The organism is Achromobacter spanius, from assembly GCF_039673305.1.
GTDB classification, from domain to species: Bacteria; Pseudomonadota; Gammaproteobacteria; order Burkholderiales; family Burkholderiaceae_B; genus Achromobacter; species Achromobacter spanius_F.
In genome coordinates, this window is record NZ_JBDJLJ010000003.1 from 1 (window position 1) to 22683 (window position 22683).

Genomic DNA, 22683 nt, shown 5'->3' on the forward strand with positions numbered 1-22683 from the left:
CGTCGGTCGCGGCGCGGGCCAGCGCCTGCTGCACGCTGCTCGGGCCCACGGCCAGGAGCGGCGCGCGCGCCGCCGCGCGGCGGATCAGGCGGCCGATGATGGCCAGTTGCGTCTCGTCCACCAGGTCCAGCAGCAACGGGCCGTCGATGGTATCGATCACGTGGTCGATCCAGGCGTCGAGCGCGGACGTGTCCGCGGACGGCGGATAGGCAATGTGCGGCACGGCGTGGATGCCGGAGAGTCCCTGCGCCTGCAGGTGCAGCCGCAGGTCGGCTTCGTGCATGGGCGTGACCGGATGCATGCTCATGACCGGATGACGGTCGATGCGGTGGATCTCCGGCGCGGCGCCCGCGCGCGCAAAGAGCTGGGAGAAGCTGCAATAGCGCCCGATGCTGGGCTGCCCGCCGACGATGGGCACCAGCGGATTGGGCAGGTGGCGCCGCAGCGTGCGGACGGCGGCGCCGATGCTGCCGACGTGGGGCGCGCTGTCAAAGGTGGAACAGCATTTGTAGTGCAGCACGCGCGCGCCGGTGCCCGCCATGAACCGGCCGACGGCATCCAGTTCGGGTTCCATGTCGGCGGGCGTCATGCCGCGCGCGGCGCCGGCGATGCCGATGGCGTCCAGCGGCCCGGCGCGGCGCAATTGCGCGGGCGTGGGCACGCCCAGGAACAGCAGGCTGCGCAGGCCCGCGCGGGCGACCTCGGCCAGCGTGTCGGTGGCGCCGGTGAAGTCGTCGCCGTACCAGCACACCTGCGGCGCGGGGGCGCCGCGCTCGTCGATCGTCATGCGCGGTTTCCGAAGAAGTCCAGGGCGCGCTGCAGTTCGGGCGCGTTGCGGGCGTAGTCTTCCAGGCGCTGGTTGTCGCGCACGGCGTGCCAGGCTTGCCGGATGCTCTGCACGCCCGCCGCCGGGCCGTCCGGATGGGCCAGGATGCCGCCGCCCGACATGAACAGCAGGTCGTCGCTGCGCACCGCGGCCCAGGTGGCCGGCACCGTGCCGGCCCACTGGCCGGACGAGAACGCGGGCATGACGGCGTCGTCGATGCCCGGGGTCAGGGACGCCAGGCAGTCGCGCGCGGAGTCGACGACCTCGCTGTCCTCTTGCGAGAACTTTCCCTGCAGGCCGTGCACGTGCATGTGGTCCACGCCGGCCAGCCGCCACAGCGTCTGGTAGGCCTGGAATCCCATGCCCAGCAGCGGGTGACGCGACAGCGCGCCGTAGCCGTTGCGATGGCCGTGCAGGGCCAGCGGCGTGCTGCGGCGCAGGGTCTGGATGGCGGAATAGCCGCACCAGTTCAGGCTTGCCATGACGCAGGTGCCTTCCTCGCGTTCGATCAGGTCGGCGTGGCGGCGCATGGCGTCGGTTTCGTCGCTGATGTTGAATGCGACCATGACGTTGCGGCCGGTGCGTTCGCGATGCGCGCGCACCACCGCCATCACCGCCGCGACGCGCTGGGCGAGCGGGGCGTGGGCCGGATTGGCGCACACCTCGTCGTCCTTGATGAAGTCCACGCCGGCGGCGCACAGCTGCGCAACCAGGTGCGCCGTCTGTTCGGGCGAAAGCCCGACGTTGGGCTTGATGATGGTGCCCACCAGCGGTCCCTTGTCCACGCCGGTCAGCGCGCGGGTGCCGGCGATGCCTACCTGGGGCAGGTCGAAATGGGCGCGGTAGTTGGCGGGCAGCTCCATGCTTTCCAGCCGCAGGCCGGTAACTTCGCCCAGGTCGTACAGGTTGCCGGCCACCGTGGCCGCCAGCGTGGGCAGGTTGGCGCCGACGTTGGCGACGGGAAACGCGATGCGCACCCGCGCGCGCTGGTATTTGCCGGGCATGCCGCCCGGCTGGCGCGCCAGGTACGCGTTGGACAGGCTGGGCGTGTCCACCGACTCCAGGGTTTCGATCGATTCGATCCGGGCCCGCGCCCGGGCGCGCAACTCGTCCGTTTCGCCCTGGACCCGCGTGAAGGTGCCGCAGGACTGCTCGCCGGCCATGACCTCCGCGACCCGGGCGGGGTCGATGGGGGTTTCGATCAGGTACGTGGCGGTAAACGATTGGGAATTCATGGTGGCGATGGGCGGCAGGGGCGTATCAGAGGCGGGTCAGGTCGGGGAAGGCGCGGACCGGGTCCTTGCCGTCCCAGTTCAGCGAGCTTTCGCGGATCAGGTCGAAGAGGCGGCCCTTGGGGCCGGCGACTTCGGAGAGCTCGATGACCGTGCCAGGGTGGTATTCCGTGTCGAAGTAGATGAAGCGGCCTTTTTCGCCGACTTCGCCGCTCATCTTGGGCTTGAAGCCCTGCGCCAGCAGGCGTTCCAGGTCGGCGTCGTAGCTTTCGGTCCAGTAGGCGACGTGCTGCAGGCCGGTGCGGCCGGCTTGCAGGAAGTCGCGGTACATGGAGGGCACGTCGTTGCGGGTCTGGATCAGTTCGACCTGCACGAAGCCCGAATTGGCCAGCGCGACGGAGTTGTGGGGCTCGTAGCCCACGCCGTCGTACTGGTAGTTCACGATGGGCACGCGCGGGTTGTAGTACCACGGGCCCACGCCCAGCGTGGTGCTCCAGTAGTCCATGGCGGCTTCGATGTCGTGCACGACATAACCGAGTTGGCGGATCTCGCCCAGGAAACGACTCATGTTGGAATCTTCTTAAAAGAGATGGAGTGCGCGGCCCCGCCGGGCGGGGCCGCGTCGCGTCACAGGAAACCGATAGAGAACCAGGGGAAGGCGGCGACGATGAGCAGGCCCACCAGCAGCGCGCCGATGTAGCCCCAGATCGGGCCGATGCCTTCGTTGGGATCGACGCGGCTGATGGCGCAGGCGCCGTAGTAGCCCACGCCGAAGGGCGGCGCGAAGAGGCCGATGCCCATGGCGAAGATCACGACCATCGCGTAGTGGACTTCATGCACGCCGGCCTGCACCGCGATCGGGAACAGCAGCGGGCCGAACAGCACAATGGCGGGAATGCCTTCCAGCACGCTGCCCAGGATGATGAAGGCCACGATGGACACCGCCAGGAAGCCGTAGCTGCCGCCGGGCATGCCGGCCATCAGCTTGGCCAGGTCGCCCGAGAAGCCCGATTGCGTCAGCGCCCACGCCATGGCGGTTGCGCAGCCCACGATCAGCATGATGGCGCCCGACAGCGAGGCCGTTTCGATGAGCATGGGATTGAGCCGCGCCCAGTCGAAGCGCCGGTAGATCAGCAGGCCGACGACGGCGGAATACACGATGCCGATGGTGGACACTTCGGTGGCGGTCGCCACGCCTTCGACCACCGCCGCGCGGATCACGAAGGGCAGCGCCACGGCCGGCAGCGCGATCATGAAGAAGCGGCCGATTTCTTTGAACGTGAAGCGCTGGACCAGGCTCAGGTCTTCCTTGCGGTAGCGCCACCAGACGACGGTGCACAGCGCCAGGCCCAGCACCACCGCGGGCAGCAGGCCGCCCGTGAACAGCGCGGCGATCGACACGCCCGTCACCGACCCGATGGTGATGAGGACGATGGACGGGGGAATGGTTTCGGTCTGCGCGCCCGTGGCCGACAGCAGGGCGACCAGGTCGCCGGGCTTGGCGCCGCGTTTCTGCATTTCCGGAAACAGCACCGGCGCGATGGCCGCCATGTCGGCGATCTTCGAACCCGAGATGCCCGACACCAGGTACATGGCGCCGATCAGCACGTACGACAGGCCGCCGCGCACGTGGCCCAGCAGGCTGGCCAGGAACTGGATCATGGCGCGCGCCATGCCCGTCATCTCGATCAGCGAACCCAGGAAGATGAAGAGCGGCACCGCCAGCAGCATCAGGTGGGACATGCCTTCGTCCAGCCGTCCCACCATCACCACCATGGGAGTGGTGGTGGTCAGCGCCAGGAACGAAAAGGTGGCCAATGCGAACGAGAAGGCGATCGGCACCCCGGAAAAGACCGTGGCGGCGACGATGCCGACGAAGAAGATCACCAGGTTCAGCTTGCCCAGCCCCGAGAACAGCGGCTGCGCCAGCCAGAACAGCCCGACGACCGCCGCCACGCCCGCCAGCGCGGTCAGCACCTGCGGCAGCGGCTGCGTGCGAAGGAGACGCAGCAGGGCGATGACGCCCATCAGCCCCATGCCCACCGGGATCGCGGCGGCGCGCCAGGCGTTGCTCAGTTCCAGCGCGGGCGTGATGATGAAGTGTTCTTCATGCGCGTATTCGATGGCGGGCGCCAGGATCAGCACCAGGAAAGCCAGCGACGCGGCCAGCGCGGCCGTTTCCAGCTGCGCGCGCCGGGCCGGGCTGACGTTGTTCACCAGTGCGGTCATGCGCATGTGCTCGCCGCGCCGCAGCGCCACCACCGCGCCCAGCATGGACAGCCACAGGAACAGGATGGAGGCCAGCTCGTCGGACCAGACCAGCGGGCTGTGGAACGCATAGCGCGCCACCACGCCGGCGAACAGCACGGCGATCTCGACCAGCACGATGGCCGCCGCGACGTGTTCGACCACGCCGCCCAGCAGCTTGTCGAGCGCGCCGGCCGCCCGGCGCAAGGGATTGGCCGGCAGCGCCGGGGCCGCGGCGTGGGGTGCGGACAGGGAGGACATGGCGCGACCTCAGGCCAGCTTGCCGACGGACTGCTCCAGCAAGCCCCAGGCCTCGTCGCCGAAACGGCCTTGCCATTCCTTGTAGAAGCCGGCGGTGCGCAGCTGCTGCCGGAAGCTGTCGGCGGACGGCTGGTTGAACTGCAGGCCCTTGGCCTCCAGGTCGGACTGCACCGAGGCGTTGAGCTTCTTGATGTCCTCGCGCTGGGCCAGGCCCGCTTCGTTGATGCCGCGCGCCACCACCGTCTTCAGGTCGGCCGGCAGGCCTTCCCACATGCGGCCGTTGGCGATGAACCAGTAGCCGTCCCAGATGTGGTTGGTCAGCGAGCAGTATTTCTGCACTTCGTACAGCTTGGCCACCTGGATGATGGGCAGGGGGTTTTCCTGCGCGTCCACCACCTTGGTCTGCAGCGACGAATACACCTCGCTGAACTGCAGGCTGGCCGGCGCGGCGCCCAGGCCCTTGAACATGGAGATCGGCAGCGAGCTCACCGGCACGCGGATCTTCAGGCCATCCATGTCGGCGGCCGTGTTGACCGGCGCCTTGCTGCTGGTGGTCTGGCGGAAGCCGTTGTCCCACATTTTTTCAAAGGCGTAGAGCTTGCGCTGCGCGATGGCGGCGCGCACGTGGGCGCCCAACGCGCCGTCCATGGCCTTCCAGACCTGGTCGTAATCCTTGAACGCGAAGCCGACCGCGTTGATGGCGGCCACCGGCACCAGCGTGGCGATCACCAGGGCGGACGGCGTGAAGAAGTCGATGCCGCCCGAGCGCACCTGCGCCAGCATGTCGGTGTCGCCGCCCAGCTGGTTGTTCGGGAAGATCTTGATGTCGACGCGGCCGTTGCTTTCCTTCAGGATGCGTTCGGCCGCTTCCTGGGCGCGGATGTTCAGCGGATGCGTCACCGGCAGGTTGTTGCCGTACTTGAGCGTGAAGTCGGCGGCGCGGGCGATCAGCGGAAAGCCGCCGCCGGCCACGGCAAGGGCGGGAACGGCGCAAAGGCGGCGCAGGGCACTGCGGCGTGTCAGCAGCTTCATGGTTGTCTCCATAATCTTGGTTATGATGTTTTTTGATGTGCCACAAATACGCCTAAGCCATGCGGCAGAGTGGACAATAGTGAATAGCCGCTAACATCGTCAAATCTTATTCATGATGGTTTTTGATGTGAATAAAGCTTCCTCCGAACGCAAGCTCGCCCGTCTGGCGGATGTGGCCGCCCGGGCCGGCGTGTCCACCGCCACGGCCGACCGGGTGCTGAACCGCCGCGCCGGCGTGCGCGCCGCCACGGCCCAGAAGGTGTTCAAGGCCGCCATCGAACTGGACTACCTGCCTGAACAGGAGGTCTACGCCGCCGCCGCGCCCGAACCCATGCGCCTGGTGTTCCTGCTGCCGCGCGGCAGCAACCGCTACCTGCGGATGCTGGGCGACACCGTCGGCTATGCGCACGAGCACTTCGCCCCGCTGAACGCGAAATGCCAGGTCGAGTACGTGGAAAGCTTCAATCCCGACGCGCTGGCCCAGGCGCTGGCCAAGCATGGCAAGCGGGCCGACGGGATCGCGTTCATGGCGCTGGAGCACCCGGTGGTGCGCGAGGCCGTGAACGCGCTGGCGCAGCAGGGCGTGCCGACGGTGACCCTGATCTCGGACATCGCCAACAGCGCCCGCGCGGCCTATGTGGGGCTGGACAACCGCGCCGCCGGGCGCACGGCGGGCTACCTGATCGCGCGCTTTATCGGGTCGCGCGCGGCGCACGTGGCGCTGATCGCGGGGTCGCGGCACTACCGCGCCCACGAAGAGCGCGAAAGCGGCTTCCTGCAGCTCTATGCAGAACAATTCCAGGCCATGCAGGTGGTGGACCTGCGCGAAGGCTATGACGACGCCCAGCGCAACTACGAACAGACGCGCCAGTTGCTGGAGCAATTTCCGCAGCTTGCCGGCATCTACAACATCGGCGGCGCGTCGGACGGCGTGGCGCGCGCGCTGAAAGAGGCAGGGCAGCAGCACCGGGTCGTTTTCATCGGCCACGGGCTCACGCCCGACACGCGCGCGCTGCTGATCGACGGCACGATGGACGCCGTCATCACGCAAAGCCCGATGGAGGCGCTGATGAGCTGCGTGCGCATCTTCAGCAACCTGCGCGACAAGCGCAGCGCGATGAACGGGGTGGAACTGGCGCGCAGCCAGGTGATCTTCCGGGAAAACCTGCCGTAGGGCGTATTATTTCGCCTATGGGCTCGCACCCAGTCCGGCAGTGGCCGGCACGCCATTGCCAACCCTAACGATGGTTGCTCAACATCGGCCGTCCGGGCGCGCCCGCGGACGGCCGTGAAGGCGCTGCGCCATGGATCAATTCCTGCCTGCCGACCTCATGGATGGCCCGGACCGCCGACGCTACGGGATCGGCGCCCGGTCACCGCCGGGTGACCACGATCTCCATATATTCGCTGGGCACCACCATCGACGAATCTCCCGAGCGGTTGAACCGCTCGATCTGCGCCGTGATGTCGGCCGTCAGCGCCGTCTGCGCCGCGGGTTCCAGCGCGCCGAACGCCTTGAGCAGCGGGCCGTAGTAAGTCTTGAAGACCTGCAGCCAGTGTTCGGCCGAGCGGTAGCGGAACACGAACTGGCGGGGTTCGCACTTGATCGACGAGGCCTCGGCCCCGAACATCTCTTCGATGCGCGCCTTGGTGCCCCACAGCGCGGGCGACTTGACGCCGGCGGGCGGGGGCAGGTGCTTGCCGATGGTCTTGAAGATCTGGCCGATGAACCCGTCCGGCGTCCAGTTGGCCATGCCGATCTTGCCGCCGTGCCTGCACACGCGGATCAGCTCGGACGAAGCCTTGTCCTGGTCGGCCGTGAACATCACGCCGAAGGTCGACATGACCACGTCGAACGACGCATCCGGGAACGGCAGCGCCTCGGCGTCGGCTTCCTGGAATTCGATCTTCAGGCGCTCGGCGGCGGCGCGTTCGCGGCCGCGGCTCAGCAGCGCCGGCACGTAGTCGGTCGATACGACGTCGCACCAGCGGCGCGCGGCGGCCAGCGTCGCGTTGCCGTTGCCGGCGGCAACATCCAGCACTTTTTGGCCGGCGCGGACATCAAGGGATTCGCACAGCTGTTCTCCTACGATTTGCAGCGTGGTGCCGACGACGGCGTAGTCCCCGGAGGACCAGGTGCCGTGCTGGCGGGACTTCACGGCAGCCAGGTCGGGCTGCGCGGCTTCGCGCACGTCACTGGTGGCAAGGGCGGAAATGGACATGGTTTGTCTCCATTGAAACGGTGGGTGCGCGGCGGCATCCGTTGCCATCGCGCCGGGGTTTTGCAACCAGCGCGGCGAAGGCATTCGCGCGCCGTGCTCCCCGATGCCAACGATAAAAACCGGGCGTGGAGGCGAGCGTGGTAGCCGGCGTGGAATCTGCGGTGGAATCCGGCGATCCCGCCATCCACGTGCGCATGCTGGGACCCATGGCGGTCAGCCGCGCGGGCGCCGCGCTGGCGCTGCCGCCGTCGCGCAAGCTGCGCGCGCTCATCGCCTACCTGGCGTTGGCGCCGCACGCCGTCAATCGCGCGCACCTGTGCGAACTCCTGTGGGATATTCCGAACGATCCGCGCGGCGAGCTGCGCTGGTGCCTCAGCAAGGCCCGGGCGCTGCTGGACGAGCCCGGGCGCCGGCGGATCGAGACGGCGCAGGACACGGTGCGGCTCGACCTTGCCGATTGCCGCGTCGACGTCATCGATATCGGGCTGGCGATGCAGCAGGGCATCGACAAGGCAGGCCTGGCGCGGCTGCGCGAGCTGGCGTCGCTGTTCGTGGGCGATTTCCTGGAAGGCCTGGAGATCGGCCGCAGCCCGTTCTTCAACAGCTGGCTGACCGCGCAGCGGCGCCGGCTCAGGGCCTGCCATGCCGCCGTGCTGGAGCACCTGGCCGCGGGCCTGCCCGCGGGCTCCGGGGAAAGCTTCGCGTGCCTGGACAAGTGGCTGCAGCTGGCTCCGTTCGACCGCCACGCGCATGAGCGCCTGCTGGACTCGCTGGGATTTCGCGGCCAGTGGCGCGAAGGCGAAGAGCACCTGGCCGCGGCGGTGCGCGCCTTCGAGGCCGAAGGCCTGGACTGGCGGCCCCTGCGCGACGCGTGGCGGGATGTCAGGTCGCGGCGGGCGAGCCCCGCGCAAGCCTCGGCCGAGGCCGGACGCGCGCCGCCGCCGGTGCTGGCCGGGGACGCCGTGGAGCGCACGGGGCGCGCGTCGATCGCGGTCATGCCGTTCACCGACCGGTCTGCGCAGGCGGGCGTGCGCGGCGGGCTGGCCGACGGCCTGGCCTTCGACGTCATCGCCCGGCTGGCCAAGCTGCGCAGCCTGTTCGTCATTGCGCAGGGCACCGTGTTCGCGCTGGACCAGCGCAGCGTGGGCCCCGAGGAGGCGGGGCGCACCCTCAACGTGGACTATGTCGTCAGCGGGTCGCTGCGGCGCCAGGCGCAGCGCGTGGCCGTGGAGGTCCAGTTGGTCGAATCGCGGACCGCCCGCATCGTATGGGCGGACGTCTTCGACCACAAGCTGGACGACGCATTCCTGGCGCTGGACGAGATCGGCGACCGCATCGTCGCCTCGATCGAAATGGAGATCGAAGCCGCCGAGCGCAACCGCGCCATCCTGACGCCGCCCAATTCCCTGGATGCGTGGCAGGCCCACCATCGCGGCCTGTGGCATATGTACCGGTTCAACCGCACCGACAACGAGCAGGCGCGGCATTTCTTCGAGATGGCGGTGCGGCTGGACCCCACGTTCTCCCGCGCCTATGCGGGCCTGTCCTTCACCCACTGGCAGACCGCCTTCCAGCGCTGGGGCGAGCAGGGGCCCGCCATCGACCTGGCGTTCGAAACCGCCGGGCAAAGCCTGATCGCCGACGACCGCGACCCGGCCGCGCACTGGGCCATGGGGCGCGCGCTCTGGCTGCGCGGCAGCCAGGACCAGTCGCTGACCGAACTGCGCAGCGCGGTCGACCTGAGCCCCAACTTCGCCCTGGGGCACTACACGCTGGGCTTCGTCGATTGCCAGTCGGGCGATGCCGAGGCGGCGATCGGCTCGTCCGACCATTCGCGCCACCTGAGCCCCTTCGACCCGCTGCTGTTCGGCATGCTGGCCGTGCGCGCCCTGGCGCTGATGCGCCTGGGCCGGATCGAGGAAGCCGCCGGCTGGGCGGTCAAGGCGGCCGCGCGTCCCAACGCGCACGTGCACATCCTGGCGATCGCGGCGTGCTGCCTGGCGCTCGCCGGCAAACTGGACGACGCACTCGGCTTTCTGCCGCTGATCCGCAAGGCGGCGCCGTCGTATCGCGTGGACGATCTGCTGACGGCATTCCGCCTGACCCCGGACGCCCAGGCGCTGTTCCGCGAGGGCGCCAGACGCATCGGGATCGGTTGAAACGCCTGGCTGCAGAATCTCCTTGCCAATTAACTGCCTAGGCAGTTAACATGCCGATATCGCTTCCCGACGGCATTGCGCCAGGCCCGACATGACCCACGCAACTCCCTCCGTGCTGGATGAACTCTGCTCCGGCGAGCTCGGCTTCATGATCACGTCCGTGCGCACCGGCATCCACGAAGCGCTGGACCGCGAACTGGCTCCCCTGCAGATCACGGTGCAGCAGTACGTCGTGCTGAACTGCATCGTCATGGGGTGGGGGCGCACGCTTAGCGATCTCTGCCGTGTGCTGGCCTATGACTCCGGCGCCATGACCCGGCTGCTGGACCGCATCGCCGCCAAGGGGTTCATCCGGCGCGTGGAAAATGAAGCCGACCGCCGCAGCTCGCTGATCGAACTGACGGAGCAGGGCCTCGCGGCGTTTCCGCAGGCGCGCCGGGTCACCGAAGTGGCGTTCCGCCGGCTGCTGGGCGGGTTTTCGGAAGCGGATGCGGCCACGCTGCACGCGCTGCTGTCTCGCATTCTGGCCAATGCGCGATCGGGCTGATGTCCGGTCCGCTTTTTTTTGACTATTTACCTGCCTAGGCATATACAGCCTGGGCATTGAAAAGGCATCATCATGCAAGCCCCCTCAAGACCCCGCGCCAACCCCGCCCGCCTGCTGCGGGGCATGAGCCTCGGGCTGGCGGCGCTGCTGCTGGCCGGGTGCGCCGGCACCGGCGGGTTGCAGACGCAGTCGCGGCTGGAAAGCGCCAATGCGCTGGCGGCGAGCCAGTCGCTGGAAGGCGCGGCGGTGACGCCGGCCGCCTGGCCGACGCAGGCCTGGTGGCAGTCGTTTGGCGATGCGCAGCTTGACCAGCTGGTGCGGGCCGCGCTGGCGGAACAGCCCAGCCTGCGGGCGGCGGCGGCCCGGGTGCGCCAGGCCGATGCGCTGGCCGGCGTGGCGGGCGCGGCCCTGTCGCCGCAGGGCAACCTGAGCGCGCGCGCCACGCGCCAGCGGTTCAGCGAAAACAGCACCACGCCGCAGCCGCTGGCGGGCTCGTGGGACTGGACCGCCGACTTGCAGGCGGGCGTCAGCTACGACATCGATTTCTGGGGCAGGAACCAGGCCGCGCTGGACGCGGCGCTGCAGCGCGCGCAGGCGGCCGAGGTGGACCGCCATGCGGCGGAATTGATGCTGACGACCTCGCTGGCGCGCGCCTACCTGAGGCTGGATGCCGCCTACCGGCTGCGCGACCTGGCCGAGCAGACGCTGCGCCAGCGCGAGGCCACGCTGCAGCTCACGCAACGCCGCGTCGACGCCCAGCTCGATTCCCGGCTGGACCTGAAGCAGGCCGAGGCCGCGCTGCCGGCCACCCGCGAGCGCATCGCGGCCCTGAACGAACAGATCGCGCTGACGCGCAACCAGGTGGCGGCGCTGGTGGGCCGGGGCCCCGATGCGGGCGTGCAGGTGCGCCGGCCCGCGCTGCGCGGCGATTTCGCCACGGCCATCCCCAGTTCGGTGCCGGCCGACCTGATCGGCCGCCGGCCCGACGTGGTGGCGCAGCGCTGGCGCGTCGAGGCCGCCAACCAGGAGATCAAGGTCGCCCGCGCGCAGTTCTATCCCAACCTCAGCCTGACGGCGTTCGCCGGGGTGCAAAGCCTGGGCCTGTCGGACTTGCTGAACGCGGGCAGCCGGGTGCTGGGCGTCGGCCCGGCGATCACGCTGCCGGTCTTTGACGGCGGCCGGCTGCGCGGCAACCTGGGGGCGCGCCAGGCCGAATACGACGTGGCGGTGGAGCAATACAACGGCACGCTGGTCACGGCGCTGCACGACGTGGTGGACCAGATCGTCTCGCTGCGCTGGCAGGCCGAACGCGCCGGCCAGCAGCAGGAGGCGCTGCGGCTGACGCAAGAAGCGTACGACATGGCCACGGCCCGCTACCGAAACGGGGTGGGCAGCTATCTGCAGGTGCTGTCCGCCGAATCGCAGGTGCTGCAGCAGAAGCAGTTGCTGATCGAACTGGACACCCGCGGCCGCGCGCTGCACCTGGAACTGATCCGGGCGCTGGGCGGCGGCTACGCGCCCGAAGCCGCGCTTGCCGCGCAGCCGGCCGGGAGCGCCTCTTGAATCCATCCGGTCCCACGCCATCCCCGTCCGCCAGAACCTCTCCCGAATCCGCACCGCAAGCCATGAAGACCGAAGCCGCCGCAATGAATCCATCGTCCCGAACCCGCCCGCGCGGCGCCCTGGCGCGCAAGGCCGCCGTCGCCGGCGCGGCCATCCTGGCCGTGGCGGTGCTGGCGGGGGCCTATGCCGAATATTCCGACGGCAGGTGGGTGTCCACCGAGGACGCCTACGTCGAAGGCAATGTGGTGCAGGTCACGCCGCAAGTCGGCGGCGTGGTGACGGCGATCCGGGCCGACAACACCGATGTGGTCCAGGCTGGCGCACTGCTGGTGGAGATGAACGGCGTGGACGCGCTGCTGGCGCTGGACGCCGCCCGCGCGCAATTGGCCCGCACGGTGCGCCAGGTGCGCGGCCAGTTCGCGATGGCGGGCCAGGACGGCGCCAATGTGGAGCTGCGCAAGGTCGACCTGGCGCGCGCGCAGGAGGACGTGGCGCGCCGTTCGGCGCTGGCGAAGATCGGCGCCATCCCGGGCGAAGAGCTGGTCCACGCGCAGCAGGCGGTGCGCACCGCGCGTGCCGCGCTCAATGCGGCCGGCGAGCAGCTCAAGCGCAACCATGCACTGATCGATGGCACCACGGTCGAATCCCATCCGGACGTGCAGGCTGCCGCCGTGCAGTTGCGCAATGCCAGCGTGGCGCTGGCCCGCACGCGGATCCCGGCGCCGGTGGGGGGCGTCGTCACGAAGCGCACCGTGCAGGTCGGACAACGCGTGGCGGCGGGGGCGCCGCTCATGTCGGTGGTGCCGCTGGACCACCTGTGGGTCACGGCCAACCTGAAGGAATCGCAGTTGCGCAACGTGCGCATCGGCCAGCCGGTCAGGCTGACGACCGATCTGTATGGACGCGGCGTGGTGTATCACGGCCGCGTGCTGGGCCAGGACGCCGGCACGGGCAGCGCGTTTTCGCTGTTGCCGGCGCAGAACGCCACGGGCAACTGGATCAAGGTGGTGCAGCGCGTGCCGGTGCGCATCGCGCTGGATCCGGCGGAAGTGGCGGCGCAGCCGCTGCAGCTGGGCCTGTCGATGCGGGTCGAGGTGGACACCGAGGCCCGCGACGGCAAGCGGCTGGTCGCGGCGGCCGGGCAGGCGCAGGCCTACACGACGGCGGTGTATGCCGACGAGCTGGCCGAAGCCGACGCGCAGGTGCGCGCGATCATCGACGCAAACCTCTGATTCGGCGGCGCCGCTGCAATGTCCCATCCCAAGCCCCCGGTTTCGCTGCTGCTGGTCATCGGCGCGCTGACCTTCATCGATTTCCTGCAGAACGGCATGGCCACGTTCGCCGCCGCGCCCATCATGGGCGAGATCGGCGCCAGCCCCGAGGAATACACCACCATCGCGGTGATCTACGCCTGCGTGGCGGTGGTGATGATCGCCTTGCAGGGGTGGCTGGCGCACCATCTGGGCCTGCGCGGCTACCTGCTGGCGTCGCTGGCCGCGGCGGCCGGGGGCGCGGCGGTGTGCGCCCTGGCGCACGACCAGGCGGGGTTCCTGGCTGGGCGGGTGCTGATGGCGGCCGGATGCGCGGCGATGCTGACCTCGTCCCGGCTGACCGTCAATCTGATTCCGCCCAGTCCCGCGCGCTTTCTCGGCATCAAGGCGCTGGCCACGGGCCTGTGCGTGGGCACGGCCCTGGCGCCGTGGGTGGCCGCGATGGCGGTCGAGCACGACGGCTGGCCGTTGATGTTCTGGCTGGTGGCGGCGCTGTCGCTGCTGGCGATGGTTCCGGTCGCGCTGGCCATGCCGGGCAGGGAGGCCGGGTCGGTGGTGGCGGGCGAGGCGCGGCTGATGCCGATTGCCGCGCTGGGCGCGGGCAGCTTCCTGGTCCTGCATGCCCTGCAGCGGTCCTACTACGACTTCTTCAGCGAGCGCGGGCTGCTGGCGTTGTCGGAGGCGGCGGGCGTGGCGGCGCTGGCCTACTTCGTATGGTCGGAGACGCGCAACGGCGCGCCGCTGCTGCGGCTGGGCGGCATGAAGGAGGCGCGCTTCGTCTGCGGATTGGGCCTGTTCATGGCGTGCTACCTGATGCTGGGCGCGAACGGCTACCTGGTGCCGCAGATGCTGCAGCGCGCGCTGGGCCAGTCCTGGTCCACCGCCGGCGAATTCTTCGCCATGGGGCTGGGGGCGGGCGTGGTGACCTGGGCCGCGATGTCGCAGCTGGTGGCGCGCTGGCCGTCGCCGCGCAAGTTCTTCGTGGCGGGCTTCCTGGCGCTGGCTGCCTTCGGTGTGCTGATGTCGCGGCTCACGCCCACCGCCAACATGTGGACCGACGTCTTTCCGGCGCTGGCCTGCTACGGCATGTTCATCATGATCATCATGCCCACCACCGCGATGCAGACCTTCACGGGCCTGACGCGCGACCCGGCGGTGTTCGCCCACGCGCAGCAGGTCAAGAACATGCTGGCGCAGATCGGGCAGGCGCTGGGGATCATGCTGGCCACGGTCGGCCAGCAGTGGTTCTCGTCCGGCCACTACAACGTGCTGCAGGGCGGCATCGAGGCCGGCAATGCGCACTTCCAGGCGGCCATGGCGCAGTTGACGGGCTTTTTCGCCACCGTGGCCGACCCCGCCCAGGCGCAGCAGCTTGCCACGGCGCAGATTGCGCAGATGATCAGCCAGCAGTCGGTATTGCTGGCCAGCCTGGACCATTTCCGCGCGGTGGCGGCCGTGGCGCTGGCAGGGGCCGCGGTCAGCCTGGTCCAGCGGGTGTTCCGGTAGCAGGGGCCGGACGCGGCCGGCTCAGTTGTCGCCCAGTTGCGCGATGATCTGGCGCGCCACGTCCGCCAGCGACAGGCCGCCGTCCATCGCGGCGCGCTGCAGCCGTTCGTGCGCGGCCTGCTCGGTCAGGCCGTAGCGGCTGATCAGCAGCAGCTTGGCGCGGTCGATGCGCTTGCGCTCGTCCAGCGCGCCGCGCACGTTGCAGAGGGCGTCGTCCGCGCGCTGCATGCGCAGGGTCTGCTCGCGCATCATGTCCAGGATCGACCGTTCCAGCTCGTTGCCCACGCCGTCCTCGGGGGGCACGTCCAGGATCCGGCTCTGCACGCTGAACACCATGCTGGGCGCGCGCCCGGTGGCGTGCTCCGTGTAGCGGCTGAGCAGCAGGCGGCGGTCGTCCAGTTCCTGGCGGGTTTCGGCGATGCGCCGGGCGCACTGCTGCGCCAGTTCCTGCGCCAGCAGGGTTTCGACGGCGCGCATGGCGTCGATGCGCGCCGTGCACAGGTCGAACCAAAGTTCCGCCAGGCCGGCGTCGACCGGCTGCGCGGCCGAGGTGTGCTGCGCCATGTCGCGCATGCGCTGCACCGGCTGGGCCTGCTGCTGCGCCTGGTCCCAGGATTGCAGCGGCGCGCCCTGCGCGTACTGCGTGAAGACGCCGAAGCTGCGCGCCTGGTTGGCCGCCAGGCCCAGCATGCGCGCCTTGCGCGCGTCGTCGAACCAGCCGGCGGTAAAGCCCATGACGCCGCAGGCGCGCTCCTGGCCGCTCAACTCCTTGCCCTGCATGAAATTCAGAAGCGCCACGAGGAGGCGCGTCACGCCCGGATCCAGCGAGGAATCGGCGGCCTCGAAGACCACGGCCAGCAGGCTGCCGATCACCTGGGTGAAGCGGGTGTCGGCATCCTCCACCGGCACGCGCCGGTCGCGGACCTGGCGGCGCAAGCCCGGCAGCTCGTCCAGCCGGAAGAGTGCATAGGCGATGCAATTGAGCAGGCGCGCGCGCCCGCTGCCGGCCGCGGCGTCGGCCTCCAGACCGTCCAGGAACGCGCGGACGTCGGCTTCCACGGCCTGGGCTTCGCTCGACAGGCCCGCCAGCGCGGGCTGCAGACGGTCGGCGGCGGTGGACAGGGTCAGGTTGGAATAGCCGCGCTCCTTCTGCAGCGCGTGCACCAGCGCGCTGATGCGCAGCACCAGTTCGCAGGTGCCGGCCAGGGCTTCCAGGCCGTGGAGTTCGCTGCGGCGCGCGGCAAGCAGGAAACGCAGCGGGGGCGGCATGTGGCGTTCGGCCATGGGGGTCTCTGGAATTGTTCTGGACTACGGAAAATCAGGCCTGACGGCGCTGCGGAGCCTGTCCCGGGGGCGCCTCGTCCTGCACGCCGAACATCCGGCAGGCGGCGACCTGGCCGATCACCAGGATGGCGGGGCTGCGCAACCGGAAGGCCTGGGCATCGCACGCCATGGATTCCAGGGTGGACGGGCACAGCCGCTGCCCGGGCAGGGATGCGCGTTCGATCATCGCCACCGGCGTGTCCGGGGCCATGCCGGCCGCCAGCAGCTGGCTGCTCATGTCTTGCACCTTGGCGACTCCCATGTAGACCACCAGCGTCGTGCCGCTGCGCGCCAGACCGGACCAGTCGGGCGTGGCGCCGTCCTGGGAATGGGCGGTAATGAGTGTAACGCCCTGGGCCAGGCCGCGCTGCGTCAGCGGAATGCCGCTGGACGTGGCGGCGGCCAGCCCGGCGGTTATGCCGTTGACGATCTCGCAGGACACGCCGTGCTCGCCCAGCCACTGCGCTTCTTCGCCGCCGCGCCCGAAGATGCACGGATCGCCGCCCTTCAGGCGCGCCACGCGCAGGCCCTGGCGGGCATAGCGCAGCATCAGGCGCTGGATGAATTCCTGCGGCGTCGAGCGGCAGCCGCCGCGCTTGCCCACGCGCACGACGCGCGCCTGCGGACAGTATTCCAGCACCTGCGGGTTCACCAGGTCGTCGACCAGGACCACGTCGGCCCGGCCCAGGGCCTTGACCGCTTTCAGGGTCAGCAGCTCCGGGTCGCCGGGACCCGCGCCGATCAGCCAGACGGTAGGGTTCATGGGATGCAGCTCCGTATCGGTTCAGGGTTTGAAGGCAAGGACGACGATCACGATGGCCAGGACCAGGCAGAGGCCTTTCCAGAAGGCCACGGGATTGCGTTCCAGCAAGGGCAGGCGCTGGTTGGCGCCCGCCACGGCGGCGGGATTGCGCAGCGCATGGGTGAATTCGGACAGTTCGGGGGTGCGTTCCTGCGGATCGGGGCGCAGGGCGCGGCTGAGCACGCTGTCGACCCAGGCGGGAATCTCGCGGTCCCGGTCCAGCACGGACACGTAGGTCAGGCGCAGCTGCGCGGCGCGGCTGCGGGCGCGGGCCACCTCCGCGCCATAGGGCAGGCGCCCGGACAGCATCTGGTACAGGATCGCGGCCAGCGAATAGATGTCGGATCGGGTGGTGCCCGACTCGCCCAGGAAGTACTCGGGCGCGGCGTACTGCGCGGTGCCCAGGACGGGCCCGGGGTCGTCGTCGGGCGAGCCCAGTTCCTGGATGCCGGCTGTGCGGGTGGAGCCCAGGTCGATGATCTTTGCCGTGCCGTCGGGCGTGATCATGATGTTGTCCGGCCGCAGGTCCTGATGCACGATTTCCAACCGGTGAAAGGCCTGCAGGCCGCGCGCGACCTGCTCGATGATCGCAAGCGCGGGCTCCAGCGCCGGACGCGGGTTGGCCGACATCCATTGCGTCAGCGTGCGGCCTTCGAGGTATTCGCTGACGGTGTAGAGCGAACGGCGCTGGCGCGTGCGCGGCCAGGCCCGAACGACGTGGCGGCTGTCGATGCGGCGCGCGAGCCATTCTTCGGTCAGCAGCCGTTCCAGGTAGGCCGGATCGTGCCGCAGGTCCAGCGACGGGATCTTGATGACGACGGTATCGCCGGTGTCGATGTCCTTGGCCAGATAGACGTGGCTGCGGCTGCTGGCGCGCAGTTCGTCGGTGATGCGGAAACCCTCGAATTCCTGGCCCGCCTCCAGCAGGGGCGGGCAGGGCAGGCTGCCGGAATACTGGGCGATCTCGCCGGCCTGGCGGGCGGGCAGGGCGTCCACGCGCACGATCTGCATCGTCAGGTTGTCGTCGCTGCCGCGTTCCAGCGCCAGTCGCACCAGGGCGCGGGCGGCCTCGTCCAGGTTGTCGCCATGGGCGGCGACGGCATCGCGCAGGTCCTGGTCCGTGACGTGTTCGTATACGCCGTCAGTCGCCAGCAGGAACACGTCGCCGCGTTCGACGGACTGCGTGTGGTAGTCGATCTCCAGGTGCGGGGCCAGGCCCAGCGCGCGGCCCAGGTAGCTTTTGTCGTGGGCCACCCAGACGCGGTGGTCCTCGGTCAGCTGTTCCACCGCGCCGTCGCGCAGGCGGTAGATGCGGGCGTCGCCGATGTGCAGGATGTGCGCGGTGGCGCCCTTGAGCACCATCACGCTCAGCGTGCACACATAGCCCCGGTCCTGGTCCTGTCCGTGGCGCTGGCGGCTTTGCGAATGCAGCCAGGCGTTGGTCGCGCTGAGCACCTTCTGGGCCGACTTCTTCACCGACCATGTTTCCGGCGTGCAGTAGTAGTCTTCCAGGAAACTCGCCACGGCGGTTTCGCTGGCGATGTGGCTGACGTTGCTGCTGCTGATGCCGTCGGCCAGCGCGATCGCCACGCCCTTGGCGCCCAGCAGCGGCTCGCCCGGCACGCACATCCCGTGGAAGTCCTGGTTGACCGGCTTGACGCCGGGCTCGGTGTGCTGGCCCGTCGCCACCCTCAGGGAGGCGGCGGGAGCGCCGGGCGCGTAGCTGTCCATGCCGGGTGCGCGATCAGTTGAAGCGGCGCTTGGGCGCGGTCTTCATGTGCGTGGTGTAGAGCGTCAGGCCGGTCAGCGAGATGCCGCCGATCAGGTTGCCCAGGACCACGGGGATTTCGTTCCAGATCATGTAGTCCATGATCGAGAAGTTGCCGCCCATGATCATCGCCGACGGGAACAGGAACATGTTGACGATGGAATGCTCGAAGCCCATCGCGAAGAACAGCATGACCGGCATCCACATGGCGATGACCTTGCCGCTGACGGTCGTGGAGATCATGGCGCCGACCACGCCCAGCGACACCATCCAATTGCACAGCACGCCACGGATGAAGATCGTCAGCATGCCGCCCGCGCCGTATTCCTTGTAGCCCAGCGTGCGGTTTTCGCCGATGTGCGAGATGACCTGGCCGACCTTGTTGGGCGGCACCGAAAAGCCGTAGGTGAAGACGATGGCCATCAGGACGGCGACCGTCAGCGCGCCCAGGAAGTTGCCCACGAACACCAGGCCCCAGTGCTTCAGGATGCCGCCCATCGTGACGCCCGGCCGCTTGTCGAACAGCGCCAAAGGCGTCAGGACGAAAACGCCGGTCAGCAGGTCGAAGCCCATCAGGTACAGGATGCAGAAGCCCACGGGAAACAGCGCGGCCCCCAGGATGGGCGATTCGGTCTGCACCGTGACGGTGACGGCGAAGACGGCGGCGATCGCCAGGATGGCGCCCGCCATGAACGCGCGGATCAGGACGTCGCGGGTCGCCATGTAGAGCTTGGATTCGCCCGCATCCACCATCTTGGTGACGAACTCGGAGGGAGCTAGGTAGGACATGATGTTTCCTGTTGCTTTGATAAGGTGTGATTGATTCCGGCGGCGCCCGTCAGGCGATTTCCACCGCGTCGCCGTTAAAGCGCGCCTGCCATGTCTGCAGGCGCTGTTCGGGGTATTGCACGCAGCTGCCGTCGGCCAGCCGGAAGTGCTGCTTGTAGAGCGGTGAAGCCACCACCAGGTCGCCGTTCAGGTGGCCGACGATGCCGCGGCCGATCACGTTGGCGCCCGATTTCGGATCGCGGTTGGATACGGCGTACAGGCTCTGGCCCGCGTCTTCCGGCAGATAGAACAGGGCGACCTGCGCACCGTCCACCAGCGCAACCACGCCGGAGTTCGCAACCAGGTCCTGGCGATGGCAGGCGTGGCGCCAAACGCGTTGATGTGGGGTGTTTGCGGACATCAGGCGATCTCCTCGGCAATCGGGATGACGCGCGCGGCGGCGCGCGCCGGCGCGGGCCTGGGCTGGCCGCGTTCCTGGACGAACTGGATGTCGGGATCGCCGCCGCTTTCGTTGACGAAGGTGCGGAAGCGCTTGAGCTTTTCGGGATCGCTGATGGCGTTGGCCCATTCGCATTCGTACCGGTCCACCACCAGCTGCATCTGGGCTTCCAGTTCGGCGGCGAGGCCCAGGCTGTCCTCGATCACCACCTGCTTCAGGAAATCCAGGCCGCCTTCCAGGGACTCGCGCCACACGGAGGTGCGCTGCAGCTTGTCGGCCGTGCGGATGTAGAACATCAGCAGGCGGTCGATGTAGCGGATGAGGGTAGCGTCGTCCAGGTCGGTGGCGAACAGCTCGGCGTGGCGCGGACGCATGCCGCCGTTGCCGCACACGTACAGGTTCCAGCCGTTCTCGGTGGCGATCACGCCGATGTCCTTGCTTTGCGCCTCGGCGCATTCGCGGGTGCAGCCGGACACGGCGAACTTCAGCTTGTGCGGCGCGCGCAGGCCCTTGTAGCGATGCTCGATGTCCAGCGCCATCTTCACGCTGTCCTGCACGCCATAGCGGCACCAGGTGCTGCCCACGCAGGACTTCACGGTGCGGGTGGACTTGCCGTAGGCGTGGCCCGTCTCGAACCCCGCGGAGATCAGTTCCGACCAGATGGAAGGCAGCTCATGCAACTGCGCGCCGAACAGGTCGATGCGCTGGCCGCCCGTGACCTTGACGTACAGCTTGTACTTCTTGGCGACGGCGCCGATGGCGATCAGGCCGTCGGGCGTGACCTCGCCGGCGGGCATGCGCGGCACCACGGAATAGGTGCCGTTTTTCTGCATGTTGGCCATGAAGGTGTCGTTGGTGTCCTGCAGCGGCACCAGGTGCGGATCCTGGATCGGGCGGTTCCAGCAAGACGCCAGGATGCTGCCCACGGCGGGTTTGCAGATCTCGCAGCCCACGTGGCCGCGTCCGTGGCTGGCCAGCAGTTCGTCGAACGATTCGATGCCGCCCACCCGCACGATCGCGTACAGCTCCTGGCGGGTGTAGGCGAAGTGTTCGCACAGGCTCTTGTCGACCGCGACGCCGCGGCTGGCGAGTTCGTGCTCGACCACCTGCTTGAGCAGGCCCGCGCAGCCGCCGCAGCCCGAAGCGGCCTTGGTGCAGCTCTTGACGCCGGCCAGGTCCGTACAGCCGCCGTCGATGGCGTCGCAGATGGCGCCCTTGTTGACGTTGTGGCAGGAACAGATGGTGGCCGTGGCGGGCAGGGCGTCCACCCCCAGCAGCGGCGCGGCCTGGCCCTGCGGCAGGATCAGGCTGGCCGGATCGGCGGGCGGCGCGATGCCGTTCTGCGCGTATTGCAGCAGGGTGTCGTAATAGCTGTTGTCGCCCACCAGCACGGCGCCCAGCACGCGCTTGCCGTCGGCCGAGACCACCAGCCGGCGGTAGCTGGACCCCGCTTCGTCGATATAACGGTAGCTGCGCGAACCCGGCGTGGCGCCGTGGGCGTCGCCGATCGAGCCCACGTCCACGCCCAGCAGCTTGAGCTTGGTGGACATGTCGGCGCCCGTGAAGGGCTGTTCGGGCGCACCGCACAGGTCAGCCGCCACGATGCGCGCCATCTGGTAGCCGGGCGCCACCAGGCCGAAGATAGTGCCGTTCCAGGACGCGCACTCGCCGATGGCATAGATGTGTTCGTCGCTGGTGCGGCATTGGCCGTCGATGGCGACGCCGCCGCGCTCGGCCAGCGCCAGCCCGGCCTTGCGCGCCAGGAACACCTGCGGCCGGATGCCCGCCGAGAACACGATCAGGTCGGTCTCCAGCGGTGCGCCTTCGGCAAAGCGCATGCGGTAGCGGTATTGCGTGCCGGGCTTGATGTCCTGCGTGGCGCGCGACAGGTGCACGCCCACGCCCAGCGATTCGATGCGGGCCTTGAGCGCCGCGCCGCCGGCTTCGTCCAGCTGCACCGGCATCAGCCGCGGCGCGAACTCCACCACGTGGGCTTCCAGGTTCAGCGACTTGAGTGCATTGGCCGCTTCCAGCCCCAGCAGGCCGCCGCCCACGACCACGCCGCGCCGCGCGCCGCTGGCGGCCTCGCGGATCAGGTCCAGGTCGTCGATGCTGCGGTACACCAAGCGCGACGTGCCTTCGGCGCCCGCGATCGGCGGCACGAAGGGATACGAACCGGTGGCCAGCACCAGCTTGTCGTAGGGGGTACGGCCGTTGGCGGTGATGACTTCCTGCTGGCGGCGGTCGATCTCCAGCACGGGTTCGCCCAGGCGCAGGGTCACGCCTTCCTGTTCGTAGAGCGAGGCCTCGCCCAGCGCCATCGATTCGGCGTCGCGCCCGTTCAGGTATTCGGACAGATGGACGCGGTCATAGGCGCGGCGGGTTTCCTCGCCGAAGACGGTGATGCGATAGCGCTCGAGGGCGCCGCGGGCGATCAGTTGCTCGACGCAATGATGGCCCACCATGCCGTTGCCGATGACAACCAGCGTCTGCAAGGAATCGGATGTGGCCGCTGCATTCATGGGATTTCCCCAGGCTTGGATATTCGGGTTTCAGAAGACAAACGGCGCCCTGGACCTTTCGGTCGGGGCGCCATTGCCGGTACTGCTCGCGTTGTCTTGCCGGGTTTGCACCCGCACATGACGTATCAAGCAAAGTCCGTGCCAGGAATATCCGTCAGGGGTGGAACGGCGTCG

At 69.0% G+C, this 22683-nt stretch carries 18 protein-coding genes; 6 read left to right on the forward strand and 12 right to left on the reverse strand.

Annotation, left to right across the window (positions count from 1 at the left end; all coding sequences use genetic code 11):
* The 5 genes from ABE485_RS04085 to ABE485_RS04105 all read right to left on the reverse strand — a co-directional run.
* A partial coding sequence (locus ABE485_RS04085) for a four-carbon acid sugar kinase family protein (RefSeq protein ID WP_346513668.1) occupies positions 1 to 787 on the reverse strand: 787 nt, incomplete at its 3' end.
* Positions 784 to 2061 (reverse strand): ribulose-bisphosphate carboxylase large subunit family protein, encoded by a 1278-nt coding sequence (locus ABE485_RS04090; RefSeq protein ID WP_346513669.1) that lies wholly within the window; start codon positions 2059 to 2061, stop codon positions 784 to 786. The genes ABE485_RS04085 and ABE485_RS04090, both read right to left, overlap by 4 nt.
* A gap of 25 nt (positions 2062 to 2086) precedes the next feature.
* The gene (locus ABE485_RS04095; RefSeq protein WP_008159332.1) at positions 2087 to 2626 is read right to left on the reverse strand and encodes a VOC family protein; all 540 of its coding nucleotides are present in this window, start codon (positions 2624 to 2626) and stop codon (positions 2087 to 2089) included.
* Between the two features lie 59 nt (positions 2627 to 2685).
* A complete protein-coding gene (locus ABE485_RS04100; protein WP_346513670.1) occupies positions 2686 to 4566 on the reverse strand; it encodes a TRAP transporter large permease subunit in 1881 nt (626 codons plus the stop codon).
* Positions 4567 to 4575: 9 nt separating this feature from the next.
* Positions 4576 to 5598: a TRAP transporter substrate-binding protein gene (locus tag ABE485_RS04105; protein WP_346513672.1), complete on the reverse strand. Its 1023-nt coding sequence runs from the start codon at positions 5596 to 5598 to the stop codon at positions 4576 to 4578.
* A 112-nt stretch (positions 5599 to 5710) separates the two neighbouring features.
* On the opposite strand from ABE485_RS04105, the gene ABE485_RS04110 reads away from it, so the two are divergent.
* Positions 5711 to 6772: a LacI family DNA-binding transcriptional regulator gene (locus tag ABE485_RS04110; RefSeq protein WP_346513673.1), complete on the forward strand. Its 1062-nt coding sequence runs from the start codon at positions 5711 to 5713 to the stop codon at positions 6770 to 6772.
* A gap of 199 nt (positions 6773 to 6971) precedes the next feature.
* Here the strand turns inward: ABE485_RS04110 and ABE485_RS04115 are convergent, their stop codons facing one another.
* Positions 6972 to 7820 (reverse strand): class I SAM-dependent methyltransferase, encoded by an 849-nt coding sequence (locus ABE485_RS04115; RefSeq protein WP_346513674.1) that lies wholly within the window; start codon positions 7818 to 7820, stop codon positions 6972 to 6974.
* 149 nt (positions 7821 to 7969) lie between these two features.
* Between ABE485_RS04115 and ABE485_RS04120 the strand changes: the two genes are divergently transcribed.
* From ABE485_RS04120 to ABE485_RS04140, 5 genes are all read left to right on the forward strand, one after another.
* On the forward strand, positions 7970 to 9979 hold the full coding sequence (locus ABE485_RS04120) for a transcriptional regulator (protein ID WP_346513676.1): 2010 nt from the start codon (positions 7970 to 7972) through the stop codon (positions 9977 to 9979).
* A 91-nt stretch (positions 9980 to 10070) separates the two neighbouring features.
* Positions 10071 to 10526 (forward strand): MarR family winged helix-turn-helix transcriptional regulator, encoded by a 456-nt coding sequence (locus ABE485_RS04125; RefSeq protein ID WP_346513677.1) that lies wholly within the window; start codon positions 10071 to 10073, stop codon positions 10524 to 10526.
* A gap of 72 nt (positions 10527 to 10598) precedes the next feature.
* The gene (locus ABE485_RS04130) at positions 10599 to 12089 is read left to right on the forward strand and encodes an efflux transporter outer membrane subunit (RefSeq protein WP_346513679.1); all 1491 of its coding nucleotides are present in this window, start codon (positions 10599 to 10601) and stop codon (positions 12087 to 12089) included.
* An 83-nt stretch (positions 12090 to 12172) separates the two neighbouring features.
* Positions 12173 to 13321, forward strand: coding sequence for an efflux RND transporter periplasmic adaptor subunit (locus tag ABE485_RS04135; RefSeq protein WP_346513681.1), 1149 nt, complete (start codon positions 12173 to 12175; stop codon positions 13319 to 13321).
* Between the two features lie 18 nt (positions 13322 to 13339).
* Positions 13340 to 14866 carry an MFS transporter gene (locus ABE485_RS04140; RefSeq protein ID WP_346513682.1) on the forward strand — a complete coding sequence of 509 codons (1527 nt, stop codon included), beginning with the start codon at positions 13340 to 13342 and terminating at the stop codon, positions 14864 to 14866.
* Positions 14867 to 14887: 21 nt separating this feature from the next.
* Here the strand turns inward: ABE485_RS04140 and ABE485_RS04145 are convergent, their stop codons facing one another.
* From ABE485_RS04145 to nirB, 6 genes are read right to left on the reverse strand one after another with little or no spacing between them, the layout of a single operon-like run.
* The gene (locus ABE485_RS04145) at positions 14888 to 16150 is read right to left on the reverse strand and encodes a nitrate- and nitrite sensing domain-containing protein (RefSeq protein ID WP_346513683.1); all 1263 of its coding nucleotides are present in this window, start codon (positions 16148 to 16150) and stop codon (positions 14888 to 14890) included.
* 34 nt (positions 16151 to 16184) lie between these two features.
* The gene (gene cobA / locus ABE485_RS04150; RefSeq protein ID WP_346513684.1) at positions 16185 to 16952 is read right to left on the reverse strand and encodes a uroporphyrinogen-III C-methyltransferase; all 768 of its coding nucleotides are present in this window, start codon (positions 16950 to 16952) and stop codon (positions 16185 to 16187) included.
* Positions 16953 to 16973: 21 nt separating this feature from the next.
* A complete protein-coding gene (locus tag ABE485_RS04155) occupies positions 16974 to 18722 on the reverse strand; it encodes a bifunctional protein-serine/threonine kinase/phosphatase (RefSeq protein WP_346513685.1) in 1749 nt (582 codons plus the stop codon).
* 13 nt (positions 18723 to 18735) lie between these two features.
* Positions 18736 to 19548 (reverse strand): formate/nitrite transporter family protein, encoded by an 813-nt coding sequence (locus tag ABE485_RS04160; protein ID WP_346513686.1) that lies wholly within the window; start codon positions 19546 to 19548, stop codon positions 18736 to 18738.
* A gap of 49 nt (positions 19549 to 19597) precedes the next feature.
* Complete coding sequence (gene nirD / locus ABE485_RS04165) at positions 19598 to 19948, reverse strand: nitrite reductase small subunit NirD (RefSeq protein WP_346513687.1); 351 nt, start codon at positions 19946 to 19948, stop codon at positions 19598 to 19600.
* Positions 19948 to 22509: a nitrite reductase large subunit NirB gene (nirB, locus tag ABE485_RS04170; protein WP_346513688.1), complete on the reverse strand. Its 2562-nt coding sequence runs from the start codon at positions 22507 to 22509 to the stop codon at positions 19948 to 19950. Before nirB ends, nirD begins: the two co-directional genes overlap by 1 nt.
* Positions 22510 to 22683 lie beyond the last annotated feature (174 nt).

What these genes read in the sequence shown, in the direction of transcription:
- ABE485_RS04090 (WP_346513669.1), bottom strand. Translation starts at nt 2,061, where the DNA reads ATGAATTCCCAATCGTTTACCGCCACGTACCTGATCGAAACCCCCATC.
- ABE485_RS04095 (WP_008159332.1), bottom strand. Translation starts at nt 2,626, where the DNA reads ATGAGTCGTTTCCTGGGCGAGATCCGCCAACTCGGTTATGTCGTGCAC.
- ABE485_RS04100 (WP_346513670.1), bottom strand. Translation starts at nt 4,566, where the DNA reads ATGTCCTCCCTGTCCGCACCCCACGCCGCGGCCCCGGCGCTGCCGGCC.
- ABE485_RS04105 (WP_346513672.1), bottom strand. Translation starts at nt 5,598, where the DNA reads ATGAAGCTGCTGACACGCCGCAGTGCCCTGCGCCGCCTTTGCGCCGTT.
- ABE485_RS04110 (WP_346513673.1), top strand. Translation starts at nt 5,711, where the DNA reads ATGATGGTTTTTGATGTGAATAAAGCTTCCTCCGAACGCAAGCTCGCC.
- ABE485_RS04115 (WP_346513674.1), bottom strand. Translation starts at nt 7,820, where the DNA reads ATGTCCATTTCCGCCCTTGCCACCAGTGACGTGCGCGAAGCCGCGCAG.
- ABE485_RS04125 (WP_346513677.1), top strand. Translation starts at nt 10,071, where the DNA reads ATGACCCACGCAACTCCCTCCGTGCTGGATGAACTCTGCTCCGGCGAG.
- ABE485_RS04130 (WP_346513679.1), top strand. Translation starts at nt 10,599, where the DNA reads ATGCAAGCCCCCTCAAGACCCCGCGCCAACCCCGCCCGCCTGCTGCGG.
- ABE485_RS04135 (WP_346513681.1), top strand. Translation starts at nt 12,173, where the DNA reads ATGAATCCATCGTCCCGAACCCGCCCGCGCGGCGCCCTGGCGCGCAAG.
- ABE485_RS04140 (WP_346513682.1), top strand. Translation starts at nt 13,340, where the DNA reads ATGTCCCATCCCAAGCCCCCGGTTTCGCTGCTGCTGGTCATCGGCGCG.
- ABE485_RS04145 (WP_346513683.1), bottom strand. Translation starts at nt 16,150, where the DNA reads ATGGCCGAACGCCACATGCCGCCCCCGCTGCGTTTCCTGCTTGCCGCG.
- cobA (WP_346513684.1), bottom strand. Translation starts at nt 16,952, where the DNA reads ATGAACCCTACCGTCTGGCTGATCGGCGCGGGTCCCGGCGACCCGGAG.
- ABE485_RS04155 (WP_346513685.1), bottom strand. Translation starts at nt 18,722, where the DNA reads ATGGACAGCTACGCGCCCGGCGCTCCCGCCGCCTCCCTGAGGGTGGCG.
- ABE485_RS04160 (WP_346513686.1), bottom strand. Translation starts at nt 19,548, where the DNA reads ATGTCCTACCTAGCTCCCTCCGAGTTCGTCACCAAGATGGTGGATGCG.
- nirD (WP_346513687.1), bottom strand. Translation starts at nt 19,948, where the DNA reads ATGTCCGCAAACACCCCACATCAACGCGTTTGGCGCCACGCCTGCCAT.
- nirB (WP_346513688.1), bottom strand. Translation starts at nt 22,509, where the DNA reads ATGAATGCAGCGGCCACATCCGATTCCTTGCAGACGCTGGTTGTCATC.